Source organism: Actinobacillus seminis (assembly GCF_002263215.1).
GTDB lineage: Bacteria > Pseudomonadota > Gammaproteobacteria > Enterobacterales > Pasteurellaceae > Actinobacillus_B > Actinobacillus_B seminis.
Window position 1 is genome coordinate 162,593 of sequence record NZ_NLFK01000004.1, and the last position, 18,073, is coordinate 180,665.

The window sequence follows — 18,073 nt, forward strand, 5'->3', positions numbered from 1 at the left end:
TTATGCCTGCTCTTTATCTTTCACTTTATCACTTTGATTGGTTTGTGCCGCTTCATCTTTAATTTTTTTGAATTCCGCATCTTTGGTCGCACTCGACTCATCTTCGCTCATTGCTTTTTTGAATCCTTTCACCGCCGCGCCTAAATCAGAGCCGACATTTCTTAATTTTTTAGTACCGAAAATCACGATAATAACTAATAAAAAAATGAATAATTGTTGCCAACTGATTCCCATTTTAAATCTCCTAGGGTAGAATGAAATAGACAATAAATTGCCGCTCAATATAACTTTTTTAATCTTGATGAACAATAGCCAAATCAGATTATTTTAAAAAAGCTCTGCTTATGGCAAGAGAAAACCAATCAACCAAATCACAAAACTACACAAAAATAACACCGCACTTAGTCCAAGCGGCAACACGTTAAATTGCCATAAGGTACCAATAAAAATAATCCCACCGGTCAATGCTGCAAAGGCTTTTTTGTGGAAACGTTGCTGTACACTTAATTTTTGGTTAATTTCCCGCAATTGCCGGTTAATTAATTTCTGTTGTTTCATCGCCTCAAGTACGGTTTCCGGAAAATCAGGAAAATTCTCATACCAATAAGGCAGTTTTTGTTTCATCTTTTTCAACAAGGCGTTGGCGCTCATTTGTTGGTTCAGCCAATCTTGCAAAAACGGTTTCGCGGTATCCCATAAATCCAATTGCGGATATAATTGACGCCCCAAGCCTTCAATATACAGCAAGGTTTTTTGCAACAATACTAACTGTGGCTGTACTTGCATATTAAATTCGCGCGCCACATTAAATAAATTCAACAACACTTGTCCAAAAGATATTTCCGACAAAGGTTTAGCAAAAATCGGTTCACACACTTCGCGAAAGGCTTGCTCAAACGCATCAATATTGGTGTCTTTCGGCGTCCAGCCGGCATCCACGTGCATCTGCGCCACACGTCGATAATCACGATTGAAAAATGCGACAAAACTTTCTGCCAAATAGCGTTTATCGTTATCGTTTAACCGCCCCACAATCCCACAGTCGATCCCGATATATTGGGGATCTTCCGGGTGATTTGGATTAACAAAAATATTGCCCGGGTGCATATCCGCATGGAAAAAACTGTCACGAAATACCTGGGTGAAAAACACTTGGACACCTCGTTCCGCCAATAACTTCATATTGGTGCGATTTTGTTGCAAGGCATCAATATCCGATACCGGAATACCGTAAATACGCTCCATCACAATCACATTGCGATGACAAAATTCAGGGTACATTTCCGGTATATAAAGCATCGGGCTTTGCGCAAAATTATTGCGCAATTGGATGGCATTCGCCATTTCCGTACGCAAATCTAACTCATCACGCAATGTTTTTTCATATTCACGAATTACCTCAACCGCACGCAAACGGTAACCTTCTTTAAATAATTTTGGTAACCAACCTGCCAGTTTATACATCCAGCTCAAATCCGCTTCAATTTGCGGTTGGATATCCGGACGCAATACTTTAATCACCACTTCTTTTCCCGCTAAGGCTTGTTGTTGATTAAAGGTCGCGGTATGTACCTGCGCAATGGAGGCGGAAGCGAGAGCTTGTTCGTCAAAATGACTAAACCAGTTTTCCAAGGGCCCACCTAATACCAGCTCAATTTGTGCACGTGCGATTTTTCCGTCAAAGGCGTCTACTTGATCTTGCAATAGCGCCAGTTCGTCGGCAATTTCCGGCGGAAATAAATCTCGGCGAGTGGACAACATTTGCCCTAATTTGATCCAAACCGGTCCTAATTCTTGCAACGCCAAACGTAAACGCATACCAAAGATTTTATCGGAATGTTGATTTCTTAGCCAAAACAACGAATTACGCCAACAACGAATGGGACGAGTGTAACGATTTCGCGGCAACACTTCATCAATGCCATAATGCAAAAAAGTACGCAAAATATGATATAAACGAGAAAAATCTTTTAATTTCATTATCAATTAACTTAATTGTAACTTGGCTAATTTTTGCTCAAAAAGTGCGGTGTCTTTTTCCAACGTTTTAACTTGTTCACAAAAATCCACAACGGCTAAACTCGGCGAAACCACTTGCCACTCTTCCGTCAAGCGTTCCCCCCAATATTGTTGGCTTTGTCCTAATTTTTGCTTCAATGTACGGATAAAGTTTTGCAAAAAACTGACCGCACTATGCGCCGGTACATCGCCGATATAGCGCGACAATAATTCCGCCGGATCTTTTTCCACAAACTCCATCATCGCGACAACATCTTGTAATACCTGCAAATCCCCTTGCATAAGAATCGATTGATCGTTAATGTATTGACTTAATTGTGCTTTTTTCGGCATATTGAGCAATACGGATAACGCCACACTCACTGCGCAATCTGCCTCACCTTCATATTGATGCAAAAGATCAATGCGTTGGGAAGAAAAAATAAAATAAATCGGAAAATTAAATTTTTGTGCATTCACTTTCAGCACTTTTCCGTTCAGTTTACGCAAATACAAACCGGCGTTCGGCGTTTTTTGGAGGAGATAATTGATGATCGTCTCCAAGCCGCCATGTAACAGCTGCGGCAGCATCAGTTGCATTTTCAATTGCTCAAAACGGGGTAGCATAGCGCCTCCTAAAATTTATAGCCACGGTGTAACGCCACAATACCGGCACTTAAATTATAATAGCTGACTTGCTCAAATCCGGCTTCGCTCATCATCTCTTTTAGCACGGCTTGCTCCGGATGCATACGGATGGACTCTGCTAAATAACGGTAACTTTCTCCATCATTAACCACCACTTCGCCCACCTTAGGCAAAATATTGAAAGAATAGAAATTATAAATTTTACTCAACGGATCTAAAATCGGTTTGGAAAACTCCAATACCAACAAGCGTCCGCCCGGTTTTAAAACACGAAACATGGAACGCAGAGCTTTGTCTTTATCAGTCACATTACGCAAACCAAAACTTATCACCACGCAATCAAAGGTATTATCGGCGAAAGGTAAGGCTTCCGCATTCGCTTGCACATAATTAATATTGCCCACTATGCCAAGATTGCGCAATTTTTCGCGCCCAACTTCAAGCATGGACGAATTAATATCCGCCAGTACCACTTCGCCGTTTTCGCCCACTAAATGAGAAAATTTCGCGCTAAAATCGCCGGTTCCGCCGGCAAGATCCAACACTTTATGTCCTTTGCGCACACCGCTGCAATCAATCGTGAAACGCTTCCATACGCGATGAATACCGAAAGATAATAAGTCGTTCATTAAATCGTATTTATCTGCTACCGAATGAAACACATTTGCTACCATTTTTTGTTTTTCCGACTTAGCAACGGTTTTGAAACCAAAGTGGGTAGTATCTTCTGTGGGGGAAAATTGCGGTTGATTTGGCGAGCGATTTTCGTTATTCATAAGCTATAATCCATAAAACTAAATTTATATTAGAATAACAAAAAATAGCGAAGTTTTCTTCGCTATTTTGGTTTTAAATGAGAAAAACTAAAGCCAGAAAAGGTATGCGACTGTCGCAATAACAAAGATACAAACAATATTTAGAATAATCCCGGCTTTAACCATCTCCCGTTGCCGCACTTCTCCTGTACCAAAAACGATAGCATTCGGCGGCGTTGCTACCGGTAACATAAATGCACAAGAGGCACCCAAACCGATAATCAATGCTAATCCGAGTTCCGGCATACCTAAAGATTGCGCAATGGAGATAAAAATCGGTACAAGTAACGCTGCACTGGCGGTATTTGAAGTAAATTCGGTGAGAAAAATAATGAAAGCAGCCACTAATAAACCAATTAAATAGAAATGCCCATCTTCAATCATGAAAACAACACTGTCCGCTAAAACTTTACTTGCGCCGGAATCTTTAAGTACCGCACTAAGCGTCAATCCGCCGCCGAAAAGCATCAACACGCCCCAGTCCGTATTTTCCTGAATTTGACTCCAATTCGCTACACCGCTGATACAAATTGCCACTGCAGCCAATAAAGCAACAACACTGTCAAAAGCACCAATGTTTTTTTCCAACCCCAATAATCCTGAAAGTACCGGTTTGATTGAATTACTGAAGACCCAACAAAACGCAATAATCACAAAGATGACCAAAGTCGTCACACGATCTTTGTTCATCTCAATTTTCTCAAAAGTTTGGTCAAAGCGAAGATCAAGTTTTGGCTTAAATACCACATATAACGTACCAATCATAATCGGCATTAAAATGAACACCATTGGCAATCCGTACCATAACCAATCTGAGAATGTCAAATTCAATTGTGAAGCAACAATTGCATTCGGCGGACTACCTACCACGGTTCCCATACCGCCGATACTCGCACTATATGCAATTCCCAATAAAATGAATACATAGGTATTATGGTGTGTATTTTTATCCATTTGGCTTAAAATCCCCATTGCCAACGGAAGCATCATTGCTGCTGTAGCAGTATTACTCATCCACATTGATAAAAAGGCGGTAATACTGAAAAGGTAAATTGCAGCAACAAAAAATTTACCTTGAGCTAATGCCATAATTTTATTGGCAATCATGCGATCGAGTTTTTGTATATGCAGTGCAGTGGCTAATGCAAACCCACCGAAAAACAGAAAAATTGTCGGATCAGCAAAAGCAGACAGTGCCTGTTTTGTTGTCACTAAATCCAATATCACCGCAAGTAGCGGTACAAGCAGGGCAGTAACCGTGACATGCAACGCTTCCGTTAACCATAATATGGCAATAAAAACCAACAGCGCCAGCCCTTTATTTGCGTGTGACTCAAATGGTAAGACATTTAATAAAATAAAAAATATGACAGTATCAATAATAAAAATGAGTGCATTTTTACTCAATATAGTCGGTTGTGAAGATGCTGTGTTCATAGGATTATCCTTAAAATCAATAAAACGGATATGATTTATTCATCTGTTTCCTTATGCAACAAGGTAACCCGTCCAAGTTAGCAATTTGTTAAGAAAAATCAATAAAATTTTTGTGGATTTGTGACGTACGTCAGAAAATAAACAAAAAAAGTGCGGTTATTTTTCAAAAACACACCGCACTTATTGAATATTTTTTATACAGGAAAGGAAGGGTTATTCGTCTTCAAAATCCGTTAACTCAAGCGGTTCTTGCGACAAGATAATCCCCGTCAAATCAGCATACACATAATCTTCCGGGAAAAAGGTCACGCCACCGAAATTTACCGGCACATCGCTTTCGCCCACATTATTTTCATTAGCACCCACCGGAATTGGCGCGAGTGCATGAATTCCAATGTCAATATTTTCCAATTGTTGTAACTGACGCACTGCACCATACACAATGATACCTTCCCAACCATTATCTGCCGCAAGTTGCGCTAATTCGGCATCAATTAGTGCACGTCGTACCGCGCCGCCGCCATCGATCAATAATACGCGACCTTCCCCGTTTTCTTCTAAAATTTCTGCGATCAATCCGTTATTTTCAAAGCACTTAACCGTCGTAACTTTGCCATAAAACGAACTCAATCCGCCAAAACTGGAAAAAATCGGTTCAACCACATCCACCTGATCAAGATAAATATCACAGAGTTCTGAAGTATCAATGAACATAAAATTACCTTTTCTAATTGAAAATAATCCGGTCTAGTATATGCCGATCAGACGCCGAGAAGCAAGCCAAAACTAAATAACAGATTGATAAATAACGCTAATAATGACATTTTTGCTAACATCGGGCGCAGCTGCACCGGTTCTTGACTGCGATAAACAAACAAGGCGTGTTTAAGCAATAACGGATATGCCAACACGAATAAAAAATGCCACGGGTTTTGTGCGGTCAATAAGGCAAACAGCAAATAACAACCCGCCGCCACGCCAAGTAACCAACAATGATAAATACGCCCATTTTTAGCTCCCAATCTAACCGCCAACGTATTTTTACCCGCTTTTCTGTCTTGTTCAATATCACGTAAGTTATTGATATTTAATACTGCCGCTGCTAATAACCCGGTAGCGAATGCCGGCAGAAAAATAAGCCAATTTAGCTGATGTGTTTGCAAATAATAAGTCCCGCCCACACCCAACAAACCAAAAAAAATCAACACCGAAATATCGCCCAAACCGCGATAGCCATAGGGTTTAGCGCCCACGGTGTATGTAATTGACGCGATAATCGCTAAAATACCTAACAGGGAAAAAGTAAGTAAATCATTGAGCGTTTCATAAGCTATCACGATCAATAACGCACCACAAAACAAACCGGCAACGCCAATCCATATCAACGCGCGTTTTAATTGTCGCGCGCTAATGCCGCCTTTTTGAATGCCGCGCAGCGGTCCGATACGTTCAGTGGTATCCGAGCCTTTTTGATGATCGCCATAGTCATTGGCAAAATTCGACAAAATTTGCAATAACAAGGTTGTCAGCAAACAAAGTAAGGCAATTATTCCATTAAATTGCCCCGCCCAATACGCCAGTGCTGAACCGGTTACAATTGAGGCGGCTGCCACCGGCAAGGTTTTTGGTCTTGCCGTTTCGAACCACATTTTTAATGTGTTTTTTTCCATAATTCCCACTTTTATTGATAAATGACCCGTTTTTTCACCGCACTTTTGCGTAAAATAGCGTATATTCTACAGGGTTATTAAACGCTTTTTAACTGTTTTAAGGAAAATATGACGAATTTATCGCTGAACTTGCAACCGATCGCCATTATGCACAGCCCTTACAAAGAAAAATTTTCCGTTCCGCGCCAGCCAAATTTAGTGCAGGATGGAACCGGAATCTTAGAATTTCTCCCGCCTTACGATAAACCTGAAGTGGTGAGAGGGTTGGAGCAATTTTCCCATTTATGGCTGATTTTTCAATTTGACCGCATTCCTCAAGGCAAATGGCAACCGACGGTACGCCCACCGAGATTAAATGGCAACCAACGCATTGGCGTATTTGCGTCCCGTTCCACCCATCGCCCCAATCCTCTCGGATTGTCGAAAGTGGAATTAAAGCAAATTGAATATAAAAAAGGCAAACTTTTTCTGCATCTTGGATCGGTTGATCTGGTGGATGGCACCCCGATTTTTGATATCAAACCTTATCTTGCCTATGCTGATCACGAACCTTATGCGCAATCCGGTTTTGCTCAACACAAGCCCACCGCCACGCTTAACGTCGAGTTTAGCCCACAAGCACAGCAACAATTGCAAGAAATCGCCGAAAAACGACCGCACTTCGTGCATTTTCCCCGCTTTATTCGCGAGGTAATCCAACAAGATCCGCGACCCGCGTATCAACAAGGTAAACCTACTGAACGCATTTATGGCATTACGTTGCATGAATTTAATATTCGCTGGAAACTTAAAAGCGGTACGCTGGATGAAGTGGAAGTGTTGGAGGTTAGACAAATAACAACTTAATTGGAAAATAAATAACTCACTGATTAAGAGGCGATTTTTATGGTCAAGCACAATATTTTTTCTTTCTATTCTGTGAGCAATCTCACAAAAGAAACAATTTTTTAAAAATTAACTTACAAATATAAAACCTTTCCATTACACTGTAGTCAGTCGCTTTTCATTTTGTGGGAGGTTATTTTGATTACGTTCATTGGTCTCTGCATTATCTTTGCAATTGTTACTTTGTTACTAACCGAAAAAACATCGCCGATTATTGCACTTATCCTTATTCCGTTTATTGGCGCATTATTAGCAGGATTTTCGTTAGATGAGATTGGCAAATTTTATCAATCGGGAACAAGATCGGTGATGCAAATTGCCATCATGTTCATTTTTGCTATTTTGTTTTTTGGAATTATGAATGATGTCGGTTTATTTAATCCTCTTATTAGAAAACTCGTTGAATTGACTCGTGGCAACGTCATCGCAGTGACGGTCGGTACTGTAATTATTTCTACTATTGCCCAATTGGATGGTGCCGGTGCTTCAACGTTTTTGTTGGTTGTACCGCCCCTCCTGCCACTGTATAAACAATTGCGAATGAATCCTTATTTACTTTTCTTGCTACTTGCAGCCAGTGCCGGCGTGGTAAATATGCTTCCATGGGGCGGACCGACAGGACGTGTTGCGACTGTACTTGGTAAAGATGTAGCAGAGTTATACCCCCCCCTTGATCGCTGTACAAGCCATCGGTTTAGGCGTTATTTTGATTGTTGCCGTATTACTTGGTATTCGCGAGAAACGTCGTATTGTTAAGGAGTATGGTCATAGCCGATACGATGTGCATTTTGATGCTGCAAGCGGTATGCAAGAGAATCTGGAACAGCGTAGTCACATTGAACGTCCAAAACGGTTTTGGATTAATATCGTACTTTTTATTGCCACGTTAGGCGTACTGGTTGCTGCCATTTTACCCTCCGCCTATGTTTTTATGATTGCAACGGTATTAGCATTAGTGATTAATTTTCGAACGACAAAAGATCAATTGAAACGTATTGAAGCACATGCAGGAAGTGCAGTGATGATGGCAAGCATTATTTTAAGTGCCGGTACATTTTTGGGTGTGCTGAAAGAGTCGGGTATGCTTGATGCAATAGCTAAAGATTTGGTGGTGGTTTTACCTAATTCTATTTTACCTTACCTGCATCTAATTATCGGTTTTTTAGGTGTACCATTTGAACTGGTATTTAGTACCGATGCCTACTATTTCGGTTTGTTCCCGATTGTTGAGCAGATTACCACTTCGGCAGGTGTTGCACCGACATCGGCAGCCTACGCTATGTTAATCGGTAGCATTGTTGGTACGTTTGTTTCTCCTTTTTCGCCGGCGTTATGGATGGGGTTGGGATTGGCAAAACTTTCCATGGGACAGCATATTAAATATTCGTTTTTTTGGATCTGGGCAATTTCGATTATTACGTTGCTTGGTGCAATAGCAATTGGTGTAGTAATCTAATTTCGCAAGTAATAAAACAGAAAATACCGCGTAATGGTTTTTGTAGAAGATTTGCGAGTAGAAAATATGTCGGCATTGGCAAAAGACACAGCAAAAGAACACGGAAAACTGCATTAATAATCGTATTGTTCACTTTAGGTTTAATTTCATCAGGTAGAGGTTGAGCAAGAGCCTGTGTTACTATCCCTTTTTTGTCAAAATGAATAATTGCCGTGCCTTGTTTCAGAGTTTGGTAAGCTTGTTAAAGGAAAATGTCGTCCCTTACTGTTGGCTGAACGGGTAATACCGGTGTACCGAGCAGATACTGAACCTGTCGGCTGTTCATTCCCACTTTTACTTATGAAAGTATCGCGACTTCCAAATAGTTCCCTTGCGGCACTACAACGAAGAACGCCTTCAATTAAAACTAAAAGGACTGTCCGATACAATACCGAAAACAGTCCTTTGAATGATTATCTGACTTTTGAGGGGAAGATCATGGATTAACCCTTTTTGTTGTTATATGTCGTTTAATGTTATTCACTTAATAATGCCGCGGCTTTCACCACAATTTCCACCGCCTTTTGTTCCGTCTGATGGATTGTGGCTTCGTTTGGAATTTCTTGTTGTGTGCGGTTTACAATGGCACCGGCAACCATCCCTGCACGCAATCCCAATGCGGCGCACATCGTAAATAATGTGGCACTTTCCATTTCATAGTTCATCACGTTTAATTCTTGCCATTGCTTTAATGAACCTTGAAAATGCCGATATACTTTCCCACTGTAAGTATCATAACGTTCTTGCCCCGGATAGAAAGTATCTGAGGAGGCTGTAATCCCGATATGTACCTTGGTTTTTGGCGTATCTTGGGCTGCATGATAAAGTGCGGAAGTACAAGTGAAATCAGCTACCGCCGGATATTCCAGTGGCGCAAAGTGACAACTTGCTCCATCTAAACGAACCGCACCGGTGGTGATCAAAATATCGCCGACATTAATATGTGGCTGAATCGCACCGGTGGTACCAATACGCAAAAATGTTCGTACACCGAGCTGTGCCAGTTCTTCTACCGCAATGGAAACGGACGGCCCGCCAATCCCGGTAGAGCAAACCACAATTGATTTGCCATTGATATAGCCTAACCAAGAAGTAAATTCTCGCGTGGATGCCAAAAACTTCGGCTTGTCTAATAATTTTGCAATTCGTTCAACCCGTTCCGGCGCTCCGGGAACAATTGCTAATGTGGCACCGTTCAACATGGATTTGGTTAAACCAAGATGAAACACTTCTGACATTTATCTCTCCTTAACTGCGTTGTCGTATCATGGATGACTATGGTTTGACATCCCTTAAAATTGGATTTTGCATAGAAATTAGGGTTTCCGTTGATTGAATTTCATCAATTAACTGAATTTTAGTCGCTAGTACAGAATGTAATTCGGCGATAGTATGGGTCATCACTTTTAAGAAAATCGAATAGTTTCCGGTGGTATAATAGGCTTCGACCACTTCATCAATACTCTCTAATTTTTTAATTACTTTTTCATAATCTTTGGCACTTTTTAGAATAATTCCAATAAAACAACACACATCATATCCTAATTTTCGCTCATCAATTTTGATTTTTGTACCTTGAATAATTCCCGATTGACGCATTTTTTCCACTCGTACATGAATAGTTCCGGGGCTGACACCGAAGTTTTTTGCCATTTCGGCATAAGGGGTTCGGGCATCTTTGAGTAGAACGCGTAAAATTTGTTCATCTAAATTATCAATATTGTACATATTATTACCTATTTTAAATTTTATTTAAGAAATATACCCATATTTTATTTTATTTTCATCAATAAAGCCATGGTTAATAAAAAACATTGAATATTAAATTTCATTTATTAGATAATGTTTCACATTAAATAAAAATAAAACGAATATAATCATTTTTAAGGTGAATTTAATGAAAAAGTCTTTCATTTTACAACAACAAGAAATTAGCTTTGCCAAAAACACATTTACGGAAAAATTGGCAGAGCATTTAGGTATTATTGAAGTTCAAGGTCCTATCCTAAGCCAAATTGGTAATGGTATTCAAGATAATCTTTCAGGTTCAGAGAAAGCTGTTCAAGTAAATGTGAAGCAGATCACAGATGCGAGCTTTGAAGTTGTACATTCTTTAGCCAAGTGGAAACGTCATACGCTTGCTCGTTTCAATTTTGCCGAAGGTGAAGGTTTGTTTGTGCATATGAAAGCTTTGCGACCTGACGAAGATAGCCTTGACCAAACGCATTCGGTTTATGTGGATCAATGGGACTGGGAGTTGGTCATTCCGGCCGGTCGTCGTAATTTAGATTATCTTAAACAGACCGTGCGCTCAATTTATCAAGCCGTTTTAGAAACCGAAGATGCTATTCATCAAAAATATACCTTGGAAAAATTCTTACCAAAAGAAATCACCTTTGTGCATAGCGAAGATTTGGTGCAACGTTTCCCGGGTATGACGGATAAAGAGCGAGAGAACGCCATTTGCAAAGAATATGGTGCAGTGTTTTTAATCGGTATAGGCGGTAAATTGTCTGACGGTAAACCTCATGATGTGCGCGCACCGGATTACGACGATTGGACAACCGTTTCCGAAGGTGAATACAAAGGTTTGAACGGCGATATTTTAGTGTGGAACCCGGTTTTAGAGCGTGCATTTGAGTTATCATCTATGGGGATTCGCGTAGATGAAAATGCATTGCGCAAACAGTTAGCTTTAACCGGCGACGAAGATCGCTTAAAATTCGACTGGCATCAAGATTTGGTTAACGGGCGCTTACCGCTTTCCATAGGCGGTGGTATCGGACAGTCGCGTTTAGCCATGTTATTGCTACAGAAAAAACATATCGGAGAAGTCCAATCAAGTGTTTGGCCGAAAGCGGTTATGCAAGAGTTTGACAATATTCTATAAGCAGAAACTCGGATATTAAATCAATAAAGTGCGGTAAAAAAATTTAGAGGTTTTTCACCGCATTTTTTATGAATAAATATCTCTTAACCTCTTAATGTTGGAAAACAAACCTCATCTTATTTTTAAAATTACAGTGTCTGTAAGCTTGATTTAAGATTAAAAAAATTTTTTTGCCCATCAAGAAATATTACTATTTACATTCTTCATATATTTCCAATAAAAAGGATTTCTTCTGTCCCAATTTATATTGGACTTTATAATTTTAGCAGGGGAACCGGCAATAATTACATTGGGAGAGTTAAACTTACCAATTACCATACTGCCCATGCCAATCACAGAATTATCGGCAATATTACTTCCTTTCAATACAGATACTCTGCGACCACACCACACATGATTCCCTATTATAATCGGTTTAGCTTCATTCAGCAGCTCTTTTGTTTCATTGTTGTATATAGCATGAACATCGGTAGGGTAGATTAATATTTCTTCAGAAAACATACAATCATCTCCAATTTGTACTTCTGATTGTGGTTCATGACATCTAATTTCAATGCCCCAACAGGAAAAGTCTTTTCCAATAATAACCCGAGCACAATTTCCCCAGATTTTCAGTCTAGTGATATTATTCTTGCTTTTTTTAATCGTAATTTCAGTATTAGATCTTAAAACCATTCTGCAATGATGGAATATTGTTCCTTCATAAACAGTCACTCTATTTCCTGTTCCTAGAACTTGAATATCAAAACCAGGAATGCTATTTACTATTTCAATCGTATTATCAAGTCTAACAAGCTGTATTGTTAACTTTCTTTGGGATCTTGATTGCAATAACTCATGTATGTAACTCTCAGCTCGTTTGATAAGCTCAATAAATACTCTTATTTTATCAATTTCATCAAGTGGATTTATATCTATAAAATAAGTGTGACCTTAAAAAAAAAAAAAAACCTGAACACAGCAGTTTTACCGGCTGCACCACGACCTCGTTTATCTTTGCGGGTTCCGCCGAAATAGCTTTCGTCCGCTTCAATTTCGCCCTCAAACATTTCCAGATGAGGGCTATGTTGATAGATGAGCAATCGCAAACGGTGAAAGTAATAGGCTGCGGTAGTTTTGTTTACATTCATCAACTCAGCCACGGTTCGAGCAGTTACACCTGCCACAAACAGTTCTATGAGTTTATGTTGTTTGTACTGACTTAGACGGCTTTTTTCATTGGGTTATCTTAACCTAAATGGGGGTTTTAGTCGTTATCTAGGACAACCCCAAAAATTTTTATTTTTACCTACATTGTATTTGGTTAATTTCGTTTTTATTAGTTTTTTGTGTAAATTTTGTGCCAACTTTTTATCTTCTTGCGAAAGTGAAATATGCTGCAGAATATTTTCCAACCGAGAAGGCTGTTCTGCATTAAAATAAATTCCCAGATCATCGATTACGAGAGAAAGGGGCGCAACTAAATTCGAGCCTAATCCAACAGAACGTAAAAAACCATCTTCCATTCGTAGAATAGGAATTTGATGTGCTTGAGCATAAGATAATACATTGGGGTTACCTTGCCCCCAAATTAATAAACGGCAATGTTGAGATTTATCTCTATTATCCAGTTGATGTAGCGAACGAATAAAATGTAATTTACATTGTGGCAAATTAAAAAACGGTTTAATTACTGCCTGTTTCCACCAAGACATACCATAGCAGTAAAGATTTCCTTGTAATAATTGATTGAGTACTTTTGTTTGATGTAAATACCGGATAACATCAAAAATATTACCTGATTTATTGGTATAGGGATTAAGATAGCGGAAAACAATGTTAATAGACTACGTGGTCTATGTCTGTGTTGTGCTATCAATGTGGATACTTGGGGATGTCTGTCATCCGTCAATCCCCAACCGGCAAACCAAGGAACACCGAATGTGACGACTTTTTTGTTCAGTAATAACGCTTCAAAGCCCATTTGTGAGGTAACACAATAAACTGTGTCCGCATAAGCAAGCAAGGACATAGGGTTAACATCTTTTGCCAATAGTGTTACTCGTTGATGTTGGGCGATTGTGGTTAGGTAGCCTTGCTTTTTTTTGCTAAGGACGTCGGGATGGGTTTTTACCCAAATTTCCACCTCCGGATTTTCATCAACGGCAGATTGTAACATGTATTGAAAATCCTGTTCATTCGCTTGACCATAATGCACCGCCATATCACCGAACGTTTGATCAATCACTAATACAATATGACGATGATTGGAACATTCATGCACAAAATCTAGCGCATGATTATACTTAGACAGTTGATATTGAACGATCAAATTTTTCGCGTTCTCCGCCTCTTTTAATTGCTTTTCGTTGGTCTCAAAATTTAAAATGAGCATTTCCAGCCGAGATGGCTTTGTTGTATCGTAATAGATCCCAAGATCATCATAAACTAATGAAAAAGTAGGATATTTATTGACACCTAAACCAAGTGAGCGCAAAAAAACCGTCCTCCAATGCAATATAGGGAAGATGATGTTTTGCAGCGTATTTTCTAGCCCTATCTGCGGTCGGTTTTAATCCCCAACCAATGACACGATTGATTTTTGATCCGTTGTTGAAAAAAGAAAAAGGAACAATATTTTCATCCACTAAAAATTGTTTCAGAAACGGAATATTAAGTATTCCTTTGGAGAAAATGAGCGAAGAATTTTTCATTTGGTGTTAAGAGTAAGTTAATCTGAGGTTAATTATAACAAATCTATTTTTATCAATATTTTTAAAAAAAAAAAAAAAATTTTATTCATGATGATACTATAATAGATTCTGTTTTGATATTTTAATCATTTTGTTTTCTAATCCAATAATTTTCCAATTTCCAATGACGACCGGATACGTATTCTATTTTTTAGTATAACTTTTATTTCTTTGATTTCTCTATTTTGTAAAATGTTTTTTTATTTTGTGATCTATCTCACGCTATCACTATGATAACTATCATAGTTTTCCAATTTTCTTTGTATTAGGCTAACAATATTTCCTATATGCTTAGTAAGAGGGTCATAGAGTATGTTAATTACTATAATTTCTTTTTTGTTTGTAACGGCGAGTGTGGGATATATCTCTTGGCTGAAAACGAGGAATGATGACTTAACCGGTTCAAAGGGGTATTTTCTTGCCGGGCGAGGGTTGGGCGGGTTGGTAATTGGTTGTTCAATGATACTGACTTCGCTTTCTACAGAACAACTCATTGGTGTCAATGCGGTTTCTTATCAAGGTAATTTTTCCATTATTGCATGGACAGTTCCAACGGTTATTCCACTGTGTTTTTTGGCAATTTATATGTTGCCGAAATATTTGCGTAATGGTTATACCACTGTGCCGGAGTTTTTTGAGAGCCGTTTTGATCGGCAAACCCGATTGATTATGTCCGGATTATTTTGGTTTTTTATCTTCTTATCGTTATCCCGACCGCACTTTATACCGGTGCAATTGCTTTTAATAAAATTTTCAATCTTGAAACTGCATTTGGTTTGAATTACGGTGAGGCGATCACTTATACCGTGATCGCTATCGGTGTTATTGGTGCGATTTATGCTATTTTTGGTGGATTGAAGGCGGTAGCAGTATCTGATACGGTGAATGCAGTACTCTTGGTCATTGGCGCGTTACTTGTACCTTATTTTGCACTTCTGTATTTGGGACATGGTAGTCTAATTGATGGATTGCATATTATTACGACTAACCATGAGGAAAAATGGAATGCTGTAGGCGGAGTCGATGATGCGACGCCTTGGCCGACAATTTTTACCGGTATTATGGTGGTACATTTTTTCTATTGGACGACGAATCAAGCGATTGTACAACGCTGTTTAGGGGCTAAGGATTTAAAATCCGGTCAAAAAGGTATTCTTATTGCTGCTTTGTTTTTATTAACGTTGCCTGTAATTCTAAATCTCCCGGGGTTATTGAGCTATTATATTCTTGGTGAAGACCTAAATCCGATTGATATGGCGTATCCGTTATTGGTAAGTAAAGTATTACCGACATGGTTACAAGGTTTTTTTATGGCAGCGTTATTCGGAGCGATTTTAAGTACGTTTAACTCATTTTTAAATTCTGCTGCTACGATATATTGTAAGGATTTACTCCCGTCCATCAGTAAAAAAGTGCGGTCGGAAACCGAGCTGATTTTATATGCTAAAAAAGTATCTACGGTCATGGCTGTGATAACCATGATTTTTGCACCTTTGTTGATGTTCGGTACAGAGGGTATTTTTCTTATCACTAAACGTTTTGCCGGTTTTGTGAATATTCCGATTGTGGCATTATTTGCAGTAGGCATGTTTAATCGTACTGTATCGGGAGTGGCGGCGCGTATTACTTTGTTACTTCACGTTATTTTATATTTCTCCATCGTATGGCTCTTTGACGTACAAATTAATTTTGTGTATGTGATGGGCGGCTTGTTCTTATTTGATGTAATTTTTATGCTTTTATTAGGTAAAGTATTAAAACGTGAGCCTTATGTAGAAAATAAAGAAAATCTCAGCAATGTTGATTTAACAAACTGGAAATATTTAAAAGTCACGTCGGTATCATTAATATTAGGGTTATGTGCTCTTTACGCTTTTTTTTCTCCAATCGGTTTGGCTTCTCCAAACGGTTATCCAATGGGCGTGATTAGCGTGTATTTAGTGTTGCAACTCTTGGTTTTATTATTTGTTCGTTCAGATAAAGCAGGTGCATAAATGAATATTATCTACATTTTATTGGATCAAGTTCGTAAAGATATGTTGGGTCCTTACGGACACCAAATTGTAAAAACGCCAAATTTAGATCAATTGGCACAAGAAGGAGTTCGTTTTAACAATGCGTTTACACCGGCGTCGGTTTGCGGACCGGCGCGAACCTCTCTATTTACCGGATTGATGCCATCTTCCCATGGTATTATTCGTAATGGTGAAAAAGGCGGTACTGGAGAAGTGAGCAGGGAATCGCCCCATATCGGTAAGTTGGACGGTTATAATACTTATGTATTGGGGAAATGGCATGTGGGAACAAAATCTGTACCGAAAGACTACGGCATTCAAGGGCATAATTTTGATGGTTACGGTTACCCGGGTAGTGGCGTGTATAAAAATTTAGTTTTTAATCAACCGCCGACCTATGCTAACCGCTATAAAGAATGGTTGGAGGAAAAAGGGTTTGATATTCCGGCAGTCAGCCAAGCTTATTTTGGCGATAATCCGCATTTACAGGTACAAGAGTTATGTGGTTTGCTTTCCGGTACGAAAGAACATACCATTCCATACTTTATCATTGATGAAGCCAAACACTATATTCAACAATCCTTAACAGAGGAAAAACCATTTTTTGCTTGGATCAATTTTTGGGGACCACATACGCCTTGTATTGTTCCTGAACCTTATTATTCAATGTATCGTAAAGAAGATGTTGTGTTGGATTCCAGCTTTTTTAAACCATTGGAGGGTAAACCGGGGCATTATCGTACCATATCCAAAATGTGGGGAATGTGGGAAGCAAGTGAAGATCACTGGAAAGAAGTGATTACCAAATTTTGGGGATATATTACATTAATTGATGATGCTATCGGTGAATTATTTACCTTTTTAAAACACAAAGCAATTTATGATCACACTTTTATGGTCGTTACCGCGGATCACGGGGATGCAATGGGTGCTCATCGAATGATTGAAAAAGGAGAGTTTATGTTTGATAAGACCTATAATATTCCATTGCTCATCAAGGATCCTTATTCAAATCGAATAAATCAACAAGATGATAATTTGGTTTATCTGCATGATTTGACTTCAACCGTTTTTGATTTAGCCGGGCAGACCGTTCCGCATGAGTTTGAGGGACGAACTCTTTTACCGATCGTGCGAGAAAACTTGGATAATGGGCGTAAAGGGGTATTGGCGCAATTAGCCGGACATTTTGTGTCTTTTGAGCAGCGTATGTGGCGACGTAAAGATTATAAATTGGTTTTTAATGCATCGGATTTGTGTGAGTTGTACGATGTGCGTCAAGATCCGGAAGAAATGCACAATTTGTTTTATGATCCGAATTATTGTGTAATCAAACGGGAGCTGCTGGAAGAAATGCGGGAGGAAATGTGTCGACTTGGTGATCCGTTAGAAAATTGGGTTTATCGCATTATTAACGAAATTTAACGAAAAAAGTGAAAATATTCGTTTATGTTTATGGATAATAAAGTATATTTAGTTATCGCTTTA

15 protein-coding genes and 4 pseudogenes are annotated in these 18,073 nt (G+C 39.1%); 6 read left to right on the top strand and 13 right to left on the bottom strand.

Annotation, left to right across the window (positions count from 1 at the left end; genetic code table 11):
* The 7 genes from tatA to CFY87_RS05525 all read right to left on the bottom strand — a co-directional run bounded on the left by tatA (position 1) and on the right by CFY87_RS05525 (position 6,568).
* Positions 1–234: a twin-arginine translocase TatA/TatE family subunit gene (gene tatA, locus CFY87_RS05495; protein ID WP_094946247.1), complete on the bottom strand. Its 234-nt coding sequence runs from the start codon at positions 232–234 to the stop codon at positions 1–3.
* Between the two features lie 108 nt (positions 235–342).
* Complete coding sequence (gene ubiB / locus CFY87_RS05500) at positions 343–1,980, bottom strand: ubiquinone biosynthesis regulatory protein kinase UbiB (RefSeq protein WP_094946248.1); 1,638 nt, start codon at positions 1,978–1,980, stop codon at positions 343–345.
* A 6-nt stretch (positions 1,981–1,986) separates the two neighbouring features.
* Entirely contained in the window at positions 1,987–2,625 is a 639-nt protein-coding gene (locus CFY87_RS05505; RefSeq protein ID WP_094946249.1) for a ubiquinone biosynthesis accessory factor UbiJ, read from the bottom strand.
* 8 nt (positions 2,626–2,633) lie between these two features.
* Positions 2,634–3,422 carry a bifunctional demethylmenaquinone methyltransferase/2-methoxy-6-polyprenyl-1,4-benzoquinol methylase UbiE gene (gene ubiE / locus CFY87_RS05510; protein WP_094946250.1) on the bottom strand — a complete coding sequence of 263 codons (789 nt, stop codon included), beginning with the start codon at positions 3,420–3,422 and terminating at the stop codon, positions 2,634–2,636.
* A gap of 87 nt (positions 3,423–3,509) precedes the next feature.
* Positions 3,510–4,898, bottom strand: a complete 1,389-nt coding sequence (locus CFY87_RS05515) for a DASS family sodium-coupled anion symporter (RefSeq protein WP_094946251.1) — start codon at positions 4,896–4,898, stop codon at positions 3,510–3,512.
* Positions 4,899–5,111: 213 nt separating this feature from the next.
* Entirely contained in the window at positions 5,112–5,612 is a 501-nt protein-coding gene (gene rraA / locus CFY87_RS05520; RefSeq protein WP_094946252.1) for a ribonuclease E activity regulator RraA, read from the bottom strand.
* Between the two features lie 47 nt (positions 5,613–5,659).
* On the bottom strand, positions 5,660–6,568 hold the full coding sequence (locus CFY87_RS05525) for a 1,4-dihydroxy-2-naphthoate polyprenyltransferase (protein WP_094946253.1): 909 nt from the start codon (positions 6,566–6,568) through the stop codon (positions 5,660–5,662).
* 108 nt (positions 6,569–6,676) lie between these two features.
* Here CFY87_RS05525 and tsaA point away from each other — a divergent pair, with 108 nt between their 5' ends.
* The 3 genes from tsaA to CFY87_RS12460 all read left to right on the top strand — a co-directional run bounded on the left by tsaA (position 6,677) and on the right by CFY87_RS12460 (position 8,909).
* A complete protein-coding gene (tsaA, locus tag CFY87_RS05530) occupies positions 6,677–7,414 on the top strand; it encodes a tRNA (N6-threonylcarbamoyladenosine(37)-N6)-methyltransferase TrmO (protein WP_094946254.1) in 738 nt (245 codons plus the stop codon).
* A gap of 162 nt (positions 7,415–7,576) precedes the next feature.
* A complete protein-coding gene (locus tag CFY87_RS12455) occupies positions 7,577–8,209 on the top strand; it encodes an SLC13 family permease (protein WP_272896441.1) in 633 nt (210 codons plus the stop codon).
* Complete coding sequence (locus tag CFY87_RS12460; RefSeq protein WP_201793241.1) at positions 8,124–8,909, top strand: SLC13 family permease; 786 nt, start codon at positions 8,124–8,126, stop codon at positions 8,907–8,909. Before CFY87_RS12455 ends, CFY87_RS12460 begins: the two co-directional genes overlap by 86 nt.
* 241 nt (positions 8,910–9,150) lie before the next feature.
* Here CFY87_RS12460 and bamE read toward each other — a convergent pair.
* From bamE to asnC, 3 genes and pseudogenes are all read right to left on the bottom strand, one after another.
* Positions 9,151–9,243 (bottom strand): annotated as a pseudogene (gene bamE / locus CFY87_RS12690) (outer membrane protein assembly factor BamE domain-containing protein); the annotation flags it as partial.
* 181 nt (positions 9,244–9,424) lie between these two features.
* A complete protein-coding gene (gene udp / locus CFY87_RS05540) occupies positions 9,425–10,186 on the bottom strand; it encodes a uridine phosphorylase (RefSeq protein ID WP_094946255.1) in 762 nt (253 codons plus the stop codon).
* 37 nt (positions 10,187–10,223) lie between these two features.
* A complete protein-coding gene (gene asnC, locus CFY87_RS05545) occupies positions 10,224–10,676 on the bottom strand; it encodes a transcriptional regulator AsnC (RefSeq protein WP_094946256.1) in 453 nt (150 codons plus the stop codon).
* Between the two features lie 169 nt (positions 10,677–10,845).
* On the opposite strand from asnC, the gene asnA reads away from it, so the two are divergent.
* The gene (gene asnA / locus CFY87_RS05550) at positions 10,846–11,838 is read left to right on the top strand and encodes an aspartate--ammonia ligase (RefSeq protein ID WP_094946257.1); all 993 of its coding nucleotides are present in this window, start codon (positions 10,846–10,848) and stop codon (positions 11,836–11,838) included.
* Positions 11,839–12,015: 177 nt separating this feature from the next.
* Here asnA and CFY87_RS05555 read toward each other — a convergent pair whose 3' ends face one another.
* The 3 genes and pseudogenes from CFY87_RS05555 to CFY87_RS12570 all read right to left on the bottom strand — a co-directional run.
* Positions 12,016–12,552, bottom strand: coding sequence for an acyltransferase (locus tag CFY87_RS05555; protein ID WP_094946258.1), 537 nt, complete (start codon positions 12,550–12,552; stop codon positions 12,016–12,018).
* Between the two features lie 239 nt (positions 12,553–12,791).
* Positions 12,792–13,016: pseudogene (locus CFY87_RS05560) on the bottom strand (IS1595 family transposase); the annotation flags it as partial.
* A gap of 108 nt (positions 13,017–13,124) precedes the next feature.
* Positions 13,125–14,531 (bottom strand): annotated as a pseudogene (locus tag CFY87_RS12570) (capsular polysaccharide biosynthesis protein); the annotation flags it as partial.
* 351 nt (positions 14,532–14,882) lie between these two features.
* On the opposite strand from CFY87_RS12570, the pseudogene CFY87_RS05570 reads away from it, so the two are divergent.
* Both CFY87_RS05570 and CFY87_RS05575 read left to right on the top strand, forming a co-directional pair.
* Positions 14,883–16,564, top strand: a pseudogene (locus CFY87_RS05570) (solute:sodium symporter family transporter).
* Positions 16,565–18,010, top strand: coding sequence for a sulfatase family protein (locus CFY87_RS05575; RefSeq protein ID WP_094946259.1), 1,446 nt, complete (start codon positions 16,565–16,567; stop codon positions 18,008–18,010).
* Positions 18,011–18,073 lie beyond the last annotated feature (63 nt).